At 41.4% G+C, this 11,416-nt stretch carries 9 protein-coding genes; all 9 read left to right on the top strand.

Going from position 1 to position 11,416, the window contains the following annotated elements:
- The first annotated feature begins 15 nt into the window (after nt 1-15).
- The 9 genes from AB986_RS08305 to AB986_RS08270 all read left to right on the top strand — a co-directional run bounded on the left by AB986_RS08305 (nt 16) and on the right by AB986_RS08270 (nt 11,357).
- The gene (locus AB986_RS08305) at nt 16-633 is read left to right on the top strand and encodes a nuclease-related domain-containing protein (RefSeq protein WP_053216087.1); all 618 of its coding nucleotides are present in this window, start codon (nt 16-18) and stop codon (nt 631-633) included.
- A gap of 31 nt (nt 634-664) precedes the next feature.
- The gene (locus AB986_RS21560; RefSeq protein WP_084006460.1) at nt 665-781 is read left to right on the top strand and encodes a topoisomerase DNA-binding C4 zinc finger domain-containing protein; all 117 of its coding nucleotides are present in this window, start codon (nt 665-667) and stop codon (nt 779-781) included.
- Between the two features lie 71 nt (nt 782-852).
- On the top strand, nt 853-1,398 hold the full coding sequence (locus AB986_RS08300) for a hypothetical protein (protein ID WP_048310386.1): 546 nt from the start codon (nt 853-855) through the stop codon (nt 1,396-1,398).
- Between the two features lie 208 nt (nt 1,399-1,606).
- Entirely contained in the window at nt 1,607-2,830 is a 1,224-nt protein-coding gene (locus AB986_RS08295) for an ROK family protein (RefSeq protein ID WP_048310385.1), read from the top strand.
- A gap of 19 nt (nt 2,831-2,849) precedes the next feature.
- Nucleotides 2,850-3,734, top strand: coding sequence for a carbohydrate ABC transporter permease (locus tag AB986_RS08290; protein ID WP_048310384.1), 885 nt, complete (start codon nt 2,850-2,852; stop codon nt 3,732-3,734).
- A 106-nt stretch (nt 3,735-3,840) separates the two neighbouring features.
- Entirely contained in the window at nt 3,841-4,602 is a 762-nt protein-coding gene (locus AB986_RS08285; RefSeq protein WP_236690362.1) for a carbohydrate ABC transporter permease, read from the top strand.
- Nucleotides 4,603-4,717: 115 nt separating this feature from the next.
- Nucleotides 4,718-5,995: an ABC transporter substrate-binding protein gene (locus tag AB986_RS08280; protein WP_048310382.1), complete on the top strand. Its 1,278-nt coding sequence runs from the start codon at nt 4,718-4,720 to the stop codon at nt 5,993-5,995.
- A 70-nt stretch (nt 5,996-6,065) separates the two neighbouring features.
- On the top strand, nt 6,066-7,913 hold the full coding sequence (locus tag AB986_RS08275) for a glycoside hydrolase family 125 protein (protein ID WP_048310381.1): 1,848 nt from the start codon (nt 6,066-6,068) through the stop codon (nt 7,911-7,913).
- A 39-nt stretch (nt 7,914-7,952) separates the two neighbouring features.
- Complete coding sequence (locus tag AB986_RS08270) at nt 7,953-11,357, top strand: TIM-barrel domain-containing protein (protein ID WP_048310380.1); 3,405 nt, start codon at nt 7,953-7,955, stop codon at nt 11,355-11,357.
- Nucleotides 11,358-11,416: the final 59 nt, after the last annotated feature.

The following is an 11,416-nucleotide window of genomic DNA, read 5'->3' as shown; positions in this document are numbered from 1 at the left end:
ATTTTCTCTTTAGTAATGGGTGGTTTTGCATATCTTTTCATCAAGTTACTCCTTAAGGAGAATTGGAATATCAGTACGTCTAAGGGGCAAGTTGGGGAAGAAATTGTTCGAAGGTCTATTGAGAAGTTGGCTCAGTACGAAGGGTATCAGATTTCTGCTCTACATGATTTGTACATACCGAAAAGTGATGGATCAAGGAGTCAGATTGATCATGTGATGGTTACGAATAAAGGGATCTTTGTGATTGAAACGAAAAATTATGGTGGATGGATCTATGGTAGTGAGAAAGCGCCGTACTGGACGCAAACTTTTCAGAACCATAAACAGAAATTCAAAAACCCCCTTCATCAAAATTATGGCCATATCGAATCGCTTAAATCGTTTCTTGGAGAGAAGTTCGCTGATATTCCTTATTATTCAGTCGTTGTTTTCACAAATCGTTCTGAGCTTAAATTTCGAGAACCATTTCGGAATAGTGATGTGATTCATCCAGAGGATTTGAAGCGGGTTGTCGATCAGTATCAGAGTGATGTTCTCCCGTTATTTTCACAACAGGAAATTCGCGTGAGGCTGAAGGTTCTCGAAAGACGTGATCAAGAGAACATAAAGGAAGTGCAGCAGGCTCACATTTGAGGGGATCCGGAGACAGAAAGAGATCAATCAGATGAACGTGAATGCGAATGTTTGCCCGAAGTGTGGCGAGCGCCTTGTGAAGCGAACGGGGAAAAGAGGAGAATTCAGGGGGTGCTCTAGTTTTCCGAAGTGCCGGTTTGTAGCGTGAGTTATGAAGCAATATTCACGAAACGCCATCCAAGAGAGGAGATAGCTGTTACGTAAAGGATGCGAAATACAATGAGAGAACAACAGAATCTAACGAAATTCTATCAAAACCTGGAGAATGACAGAAGGAAATCCAAACCATACCAATGGGTCATTCTAGGAATCTACTTTGCTTTAATGATGTTTAATAGTTACTTTTGGTGCTATGTTCTTTGGTGGGCAATGACGCTTGTTGGACTCGTGCTAGTAGGCATTGCAGCGATCTTTAAGAAGAAATTATATGTGAAGGATCCCTTTTACTATCTTAAGGCTTTTTTACTTAGGGTGTGTTTAATAGGCGTTTCTGTTGGGGGAATTGTATTATTTATGAATGTTGGTGTCCTTCATTATTTTCTTGATATCCCGAATTATTATAAGGAGAATCATGAAGTGGTTAAAGGCAGAGCAGGAATACATACGTCTGTTAATAGAGGTTACATTTCTCAGTACCTCACAATCCAAGGTGAGAGGTTAGAGAATAGACAAATTCTTGATGAAGATGAATATGAGGGGAAGGTACTTGAGGTTCACTATTTACCTCATTCGAAATATGTGATTGAAATTTGGTATTGGGATTAGTTTTGGGGGGTCTTATAAAGTGGTTTTTCAAAAAGAGATTCGTAAAACCTGCTGTATCCATCGCGTGTTCTTCTAACACTTAATGGATATAGCTTTTTTGGTTTTATTTTAATGAACGCAATAAGTTTTCTAAATATTATAAAAATAACTTGCTTCACTGAAGAAAGAAAGTTACAATGAACCTAGAATAAGACAAGGAGTTAGATAAATGACGAAACTTCGGATAGGAAATAAAGCGTTGATTAAGGATATGAATCGTTCCGTTGTCATTAATACCATCAGGAAAGTTGGCCCGCTTAGTCGAACTGATATTTCAACTCAGACTGGACTTGGTTTATCTACGATTACCAAAATCGTTGAGGAACTAAAGAATAGTAGACTCGTTTTTGAAACTGGCGCTGCGAATTCGACAGGGGGAAGGAGACCGATCTTATTAGAATTTAACAAGCAATACGCTTATGCTGTTGGCGTCAAAATTATGAAAGACCACCTCGTGTTAGCACTTACAGATTTAGATGCAACTATTATTCACTCACTAGAAGTTCCCTTTCATCCTACAGATTCTCCCACCGAGATTATACAACTCATCATTCACACCATTGAGCAATTACTTTCGAAACAACAAGTAAAGATCGATCAAGTTGAAGGAATAGGCGTCGCTGTGTCAGGTCTTGTTGATAGCAAGAAAGGTCTCGTTGTTCGTTCACCTTTATTAGGCTGGGAAGACGTTGCGTTATCTAAACCAATACAAGATGTGTTCCAAAAACCTGTTTTTATTGATAATGATGTAAACGCTTACACGTATGCAGAAGTCGAAAAAGGACATGGACTCCATCAAAACAATTTCATCTGTGTCTCTATTGGGGACGGAATTGGGATGAGCATCGTGATTGACCGAAAGCTTTACTCTGGTGAATTTGGCGGTGCTGGTGAGTTTGGTCATACGATTATTCAAGTAGATGGTAGATCTTGTCACTGTGGGCAGGAAGGTTGTCTTGAGATGTACGCTTCAACGATCGCTCTTGAACAGGAATCTACCGTGTTATTTCGTTCCTATCCAAATTCAATACTGCTTAACAAGAAATTGACCTTCGACAGTGTTTATGATGCTGCGTTAGCAGGCGATGAGATGGCTATCGTGTTGTTTGATAAGCTTGGTTATTATTTAGGAATTGGATTAATCAACGCGATTAATAGCTTTAATCCTGGAACAATCGTCCTTATTGGAGAAGGGATGATCGCTCAGGAGTATTTTTTGCCAACGGCTATTACGAAGGCGAAGAAGAATTTCTTCTATCATGACCGCTATGAAACGAAGGTTTTGATTTCTAGGCTAGGTAATGATGCATGGGTGAAGGGTGCAGCGATTCTCGCTATTAATCAACTTTTTCAACCACCTATCTATGAATCAACACCATCATTATTAAGTTAATCTGCAAAGGAGGGATATTGTGGTTGGTGATAAAGGTGTTAAAAAATTTCTAGTGATCTGTTTATTTCTACTTCCAAACTTTGCAGGATTCATCTTTTTCATTGGGATCCCGATCTTTGCCTCATTTGGTCTAAGCTTCACCGAATGGGATTTAATTTCAGATCCTTCATGGATCGGTTTGGAGAACTATAAAGCGCTGCTGCATGATGAGGAGTTTAAGTCGGCGCTCGTTCACACGCTGTATTTCATAGTTGGTTACTTGCCGTTAGTGATGACGGGAGCACTCGCGATCGCGTTAATTCTAAACAAGAAAATCAAAGGACGAGTCTTTTTCAGAGCAGCTTATTTCGTACCGGTGATTACGTCATGGGTAGCAGTTTCACTCATTTGGAAATGGTTGTTTAATCCTACATACGGACTTATCAATTACGGATTGTCTTTAATTGGAGTAGCAGGACCTGCTTGGCTACAGGATCCAACATGGGCAATGCCTGCTATTATTCTAACAAGCGTTTGGAAAGATCTTGGTTTTGTAATGGTTATTTACTTAGCAGGGTTACAAGGCATATCCCCTACATTCTACGAGGCAGCTGATATGGACGGAGCCTCACCTACACAGAAATTCCGTCACATCACACTTCCACTCCTTAGTTCAACTACATTCTTTGTTTTAATTATTTCACTCATTAATTCATTTCAAGTATTCGATCAGGTCATGATCATGACAGGTGGAGGACCTGCTGGCTCTACATCTGTTCTTGTTGAGAGGATCTACAAGCATGCGTTTGAATACTACGAGATGGGCTATGCATCTGCCGTTTCCTGGGTTCTTTTCTTCATTATCTTTATCGTGACCGTTGTTCAAATGAAATTCCAGAAAAGGTGGGTGGATTATGGAAATTAGTACAAAACAACAGCAAGTCAAGACCGCGCAATCTACTAAACGATCCTTTGGCACGATCCTCAAAAAGGGATTATTCTATCTCATTCTTATTTTAGGTGCGCTTGTGATGATCGTTCCATTTGTGTGGATGATCTCAACCTCTCTTAAAACACAGGGTGCGACGATGGTACTGCCACCTGAGATTATTCCAAGTGACATTAATTGGGGCAACTACATGAAAGTGACGCAGGCCTTTCCTGTTCTACGATTTTTAGGAAATAGTTTATTAGTAGCCTCTGTGTCAACAGTTGGTCAGCTTATTCTCTGTTCGATGGCTGCTTATGCATTTGCGCGATTGAAATTCAGAGGACGAGATTTTCTCTTCTTATTGTATTTGGCAACGCTGATGGTACCCGCACAGGTGACGATGACGCCACAGTTTATTCTCATGAAATATCTAGGCTGGATTAATACGTATGAAGGACTGATTCTACCAGGAATGTTTAACGCATTTGGAACTTTTCTACTCCGACAATTTTTCATAAGCATTCCACGGGAGCTAGAGGAAGCGGCATTCATCGATGGGGCGAGTCACTTTCGAGTGTACTGGCAGATTATCCTTCCACTTGCGAAGCCTGCCCTCGCTACGCTAACCGTGTTTGCTTTTATGCAGTCATGGAACAACTTCTTATGGCCGCTCATTATTGTAAGTGATTCTGATATGATGACCCTTCCACTTGGGCTATCGATGTTACAAGGTAGGTGGGAAACGGATTGGAACTTAATGATGGCGGGTGTTGTGATTAGTGTTCTACCTGTATTAGCCGTGTATTTATTCGCACAAAATTACTTCATTCAGGGATTAACAATGGGTGGTTTAAAGGAGTAGGCCTTCGTTTCTTTTAACAAAATTGAGAACGCATTCAAGGTGGTGGTGCAAAGAACTATTTCTTAAATGAGTTCAGTAACAGGGGAGTCTATTAAAGAAAAAGGGGAGCTTACACATGAAAAAGTTGTTTTCAAAAATAACAATTCTAACATTGCTATTACTAGCTGTAGCTGGATGTTCTGCTGAATCAGATGCGACACAGGATTCAGGAACAGAAGACGGTCAGATTACACTCGATTATTTCACTTTCACGCCAGGGGAAGCACATGAGGAAGATTTAAAGAAGATGATTGAAGAATTCGAAAGCCAAAATCCGACGATTAAGATCAATTACGAGATGGCAGCATTTGATGATTACTTTACAAAGCTTCAAACGCGTCTAGCAGGTGGGGACGCGCCTGATACGTTTGAGCTTAACTATGAGAATTTCGTTAACTACGCTTCTAAAGGCGCTTTGAAAGAATTGGATTCACTGATCAAAGAAGATAGCGACTTCAGTCCTGACCAGTTGAATCAGCAGGCTTATGAAGCATTTCAGCACGATGGTAAGCAATACGGTATGGTAGAGAGCTTTTCGAATGTAGTGATGTTCTACAACAAAGATCTTTTCGATGAAGCAGGAGTTGACTACCCTGCAGCAGATTGGACATGGGATGAGGAACTTGCAGCAGCAGAAAAGCTAACAGATCAGAAGGAAGGTATCTGGGGCACGTATGCACCGTTTCAGTTCTGGGAGTTCTATAAGACGATCGCACAAAATGGTGGTGCTGTTTTAAATGAAGATAAGACGGAAGCGACTGTTAATAGCCCTGAGAATATTGAAGCCCTACAATGGATGGCAGATAAGGTGAACAAGTATGAAGTGACTCCTTCAGATGAATCTATGTCGGGTCAGTCAGATAGCGATCTTTTTCTAAATGGAAAAGTAGCTATGCTACGTACTGGTATCTGGATGATGGACTCGTTTAAAGAAGCGGACTTTAACTGGGATATCGCCCTCGAGCCAGGAAATACGCAAAAAGCGCATCACTTCTTCGCAAATGGACTCGCTGTATCGAAAGATAGTGAGCATCCTGAAGCAGCATGGAAATGGTTAAAGTTCATGAGTGCTAGTGAAGAAGCAGCACAAATACGCATTGATAGTTCATGGGAGCTTCCGGCTGTAAGCAATGATGCATTAGTGCAAGATTACATTGACCAGACACCTCCTGAAAGTAGAGAAGTCGTCTTTGAAGCACTCGACACATTGGTCGTCCCACCAGTTATTGAAGATTGGAATAAGCTAACTGACGCATTCACTCAGGAACTGGATCAGGTTAAGCTTGGTGACAAATCTCCAGAGGAAGCATTGAACGATTTGCAGCCAACGATTCAAAAGTTGATTTCTGAATAAATCCATTCGTGCGAACTGAAACAAGTAGTCACCTTCAGTTCGCACTCTATTAAAAGGAGGAACATGCCAAATGAAAAAAACTAGCTACCTGCCGACTGGGAACGAACAAGTGTCTATTCCAACTCTAGCTACTGACGGAAGTATTGAGAATATCAACGTCTTGAGTATGAAATATCGAGGGATACTGGAGCTTTGTGGCTCGAAAGAAAAACCGTTCTTAAAGCCAGTTGTAACGATCGATAATGGAACGATCGAGTGGGACTTCGAATGGGGGCGAGAAGATTACTGGATTCCAACTTTTAACGGAAGGTCGAATCAGCTTCTGTTTGAAGGAGAAATTGTAAGCCCGGTTGAAGAAAGAGGGTTTTATTATCATCTCTCTCTGACGAATGAAAGTGATGTAGTAAAAGTGGCCGAATGGGGAATGGAAGGAAATTGGTTAGAAACGTTACATACGATTAATGAAAGCAAGAAAGTGAACGCGACAAAGAGTGTGTATGAAAGTGATTGGAATGGATCTTTCTTATTTGAGCTCTCCAATGAAGCCCCTTTTCTTTCTTTTGCTCCGATGACGAGCACTCCTTTAGATATTGCTACGTATTCTCACGAAGATGACAATATCACGTTCAACTTAAAGCAAAACCTAACGTTAGCTCCAGGTGAGAAAAGAAAATTATGTTTCTACTGGGGAGTAGGTCTTGAGGAAGTTGGAGCAGCAACATCAGCAAAAGAGATGTTGAGAAGGGGAACAGATTATTTAAAGGTTAATATGAAGAACTGGCTTCAGAAAAGAGTTCAAACAACAGGCGATCAGGCGCTTGATGAGGTCATGAATCTCAATTTGTTTTTCAATTACTTCTTTGCAACTGGGAAAACCTTAGATACGGAAGAAGATGTTCTCGTTACATCAAGAAGCCCTCGTTATTATGTTAGCGCTGCTTATTGGGACCGGGATAGTTTGCTATGGAGTTTTCCATCCATTCTAATGACAGATCCGAAGCGCGCGAAGAGCATGCTTGATTATGTTTTCACCATACAGCGACGGAATATCGGTGTTCATAGTCGGTATATTGATGGAGTGGTTCTTGAGCCTGGATTCGAGTTGGATGAATTATGTGCCCCTCTTATTGCGCTCGATAGCTATATTCAGCATACGGGAGACTGGGCATACCTTAACCGTGAGTATGTCAGTGGAAGTATCATGGAGATTCTTGAAAAGATCCATGAGCATAAGCATGAAGCAATTGACTTATATGATACGTTCCTACAGCCAACGGATGACCCGATTGTGTATCCTTACCTAACTTACAATAATGTACTTGTTTGGAGAGTGATGCAGATTGTTGCTCGCTATGCTGACAAATCGATTGTGCATTTAGAATCAAGTAATCTTCTACGTCAGGCTGAATCGATAAAGCAAGCGATATATAAACATACCGTTATCGAGGAAGAGACTGGACCTAGTTTTGCGTGGTCAGTTGATTTGAATGGCAACTACAATGTTTACGATGAGCCACCTGGGAGTCTGCAGCTCCTCGTGTATTACGGATTCTGCAAATCTAATGATGCGATTTATCAAAACACCTTACGCCTTATTCGATCTGACCGCTTTTCATACGCGTTTGTTGGAAAACCGTTTGAAGAACTTGGATGTGCGCATGCTAACCACCCTTGGGTGTTAAGTATTGCAAACAGTTTCTTATCAGGTAGAGAAGAGAAAGCACGTGATCTGATCCTGCGCACAGAAATGGATGGTGGGATCGCGTGTGAGAGTATCGATGAATACACGGGTGAGCCACGTACTGGTCATCATTTCGCAACTTGTGCAGGTTTTCTAGCCTTTTCGATATACCATGCGTTTGGCAAAGGACCAAAGCTGGATTGGACTCAAGCAGTGGAGGCTGAACAACACGGTTGAATCTAGGTTTTGAACAGTATATAGAAGGAGGGGAGAATCATGACAACCAAAACATCACTGGCTTCTTTGTTTAAAATTCATTTGAAGCAACTTCAAGGTAAAGAAAAGGAAGCTGATCGAATACTTCAAGACTTTTCGCCTAATGAAGAATCATCTTATTGTGAAATGGTTTTGTGGTTATGGGCACTAACAGAGCAGGTTGGGCGATTTGAGGAGAAGTCGCTTTTAAAAACCTATGAAGCTACCATAAAACGAGGAATAACTAGAGTTGATTCTGAATGGAATAAGTCTCATAGTTCCCTGTGGGAAGAGGAGCGGCTGGGAATTCATACGTCTGTTGTTAGTTTATCTTATGCTGCTCTTATGGGACTCAAAAATCAAGGTTCACTAACGGAGCTTCAGCCTCTGTTAACAACGATTCGTGATTCTATTTTTGAGCATCATCTAGCAGGGGGCATGCTGCTGCGTTCCCGAGAAATAAAGGACGTGGCAATCGAACAGTTATTTGCAGTTATGCCGTTTGGTCTTTTTTCGCCAGAGGACCTTGTTATGGTGGAAGCGGTTAAAGAGATAGAAGAACGACTTGTTACTGATGAAGGTGTTTTTCCATACCGAGGTGCTCATAAGCCATCTGCTAGCAGTGCAATGCTATTATCATGGTATTTCTATGAAAAAGGTACGGTGCATAAGGCTCGTCATTACTATAAAGTAGCAAAGCTGACAGACAACCAAAACGATTCATTTTATAACGTGTTAGAAGCGATTGTTTCGGAGTATATGACAGAACAGCTACAGGAAGGTGAAGCAATCATCCATCATCAGCCTTACGGTCACGATAATCCGTACAAACAGATTGCAATAGAACGTGCACCAAGGGATCCTGAAGTCGGAGAAACGGTCACGGTACGGAGTCAACTTATTGGAATTGATCATAATGAAGTCATTGAACTGTTGTTGTTTAGTGATAATGGCACCGAAACAACTTCAGTTCCATGCGCATGGATTAAAGAAGAGAACGATATTATCTGGCAGGGATCTCTTACTAGCAATGCTAGCACTGTAACATATTGGTTTGAAGCTACTACAGAAAACAGTTGTGTAAAAAGTGAGCGCTATGTACTGAACTATTACCAGCGTGTTGCATTAAAAAGGTTTGAAAAAGTCGCAAAGGATGCTGACTTTCTATGGTTATGTGGAGCAACCGAAACGCGGAATGCTTACGTTTTTTTCGGTAAGTCTGGAGAATTTGGAATAACACATGAAGATCCAAATCTATCTTTTCAAGAAATAACTGGGGAGAAGCGCTATGAATTCGGAGAGACTCAAATTCAGGTCCAGCAAGATTCCTTTTCAATTAGTAGTGGATCGGAGGTTTTGTTAAGTAGTTACCCTGAATCCACATTTCCAATTGTCGAATGGCTAGAAAATGCTGATGGCTATATTCAACGAGTGGAGTGGAACTTCCATACGCCATTAGAAGAACGGTTCTTTGGAATGGGTGAGAGATACCATAAGCTTGAGTACCGTGGTGACGAGATTGATTGTTATGTGTATAACCAATATAGAGATCAAGGCAGTCGAACGTATTTCCCGGTTCCTTTTTTCATTAGTTCAAAGGGATACGGATTATATCTCTCAACGGACCACTATTCAGTCTTTGACTTTGCTCACCATTATAGTAATCGACTTAAGATTTGCTGTGATGTTCATAGCCAATTGTTACATTCATCGTTCAATCTCTTTACGGGTACACCAAAGGAAATTGTTTCACAGTTTACTTTCCATACAGGGAAACCACAATTACCACCTGTCTGGGCGTTTGGTCCCTGGATGTCTAGCAATAATTGGGACCGTGATGCTGTAGTCAGGGAGCAAGTGAGACAAACAAATAAGCACGAAATTCCATCGACCGTTCTTGTTATCGAGCAATGGAGTGATGAAGCGACATACTACATTTTTAATGATGCAGAATATGATCTGAAGCCAGGTGGGGAAGCTCATAATTATGAAGACTATCGTTATCCTGCCTCAGGTCGTTGGCCAGATCCTAAGGAATTGTTCGATGATCTTCATAACAATGGGTTAAAGGTTATTTTATGGCAAATTCCAATTCAGAAGTATTTAAACCGTCAAAAGCATCCACAAAAGGATCTTGACGAGAAGCACATGACTGAAGAGGGCTACTGTGTAAAGGATGGGCAAGGAGCACCTTACCGTATAAGAGAAGATTGGTTTAAAGAAAGTCTGCTGATGGATTTCACTCATCCAGAGGGAAAGAAGTGGTGGTTTCAAAAACGTAAATATCTTATGGATATTGGAGTAGATGGGTTTAAGACAGACGGTGGCGAATTTGTTTTTGGACGCGATTTGCAATTCCATGATGGTTCTTCAGGTAGCGAGATGAGGAATCGCTATCCAAATGATTATATTGAAGCTTATTATGATTTTGCGACAAAACACCATAATGGCGACGCACTTACGTTTAGTCGTGCGGGCTATACTGGAGCACAGAAGTTTCCTGCTCACTGGGCGGGGGATGAACGCTCGACATTTGATGCATTCCGCCACTCGCTTATAGCGGGGTTGTCCTCAGGTAGTTCCGGTATTCCGATTTGGGGCTGGGATCTAGCAGGGTTTAATGGCGACATCCCCACGGCAGAACTGTTTATTCGTTCCGCTCAAATGGCTGCCTTTAGTCCGATCATGCAATATCACGCAGAGAGTAAAGCGGAGTTTAATCAAGATCGAACTCCTTGGAATATCGCTGATCGAACTGGCGATCAACGAGCGATTTCTGGCTATCGAAAGTTTGCGAACTTGCGTATGAATTTATTGCCATACATTTATGACCAAGCAAAGGAAGCAACCGAAAAAGGCTATCCACTCATGAGGTCGATGGTGATGGAATATCCGAGTGATGAGAAGGTTTGCGATAATTACGATCAATATTTCTTCGGAAACTCGCTTATGGTCGCGCCAGTTATTGAGGAAGGTTCAGTCGAACGTGACGTTTACTTCCCAGAAGGAACCTGGATCGACTTTTTCACCGGCGAAGTTATAACCGGACCAATGGTGAAACGTGTTCAAGCCTCCCTTATGGAAATGCCAGTCTATGCTAAAGCAGGGAGTGCTGTTGTAACGAATAGTGACGATAACTACGCATTGTGTAGCTGGGTGGGAAATGAGGTTAATCATTATACGAATGTAGCCTTAAGGCTATATCCGATTGAAAAGATGAAGATATCGGTTGGAGATCATTTAGGCAATGAGTGGCTAGTGGAAGTTGAAGATTCAAAGGATAGGGAACTAGAGATTACGGTTAAAAGTAGTGTCGCGACAACCGTTTTGATTCCAGAGAAGTTACTGGAGGGACGTAGCGTTAGGGTGAATGGGAAACAGGCGCACAGTAGAATGAATGGTAGTCTTGTTTTTCATATATCTTAGTTGAATATCGTTTTATCATTATGAAATAGAAGAACTCCTGGAGAGAGGAGTTCTTTTTT

Origin of the sequence: Guptibacillus hwajinpoensis, from assembly GCF_001039475.1 — a bacterium.
In the GTDB taxonomy this organism is placed as follows: Bacteria; Bacillota; Bacilli; order Bacillales; family Guptibacillaceae; genus Guptibacillus; species Guptibacillus hwajinpoensis.
Note: the sequence above shows the minus strand (reverse complement) of the source record. Positions and strands in the feature narration are given on the sequence as shown.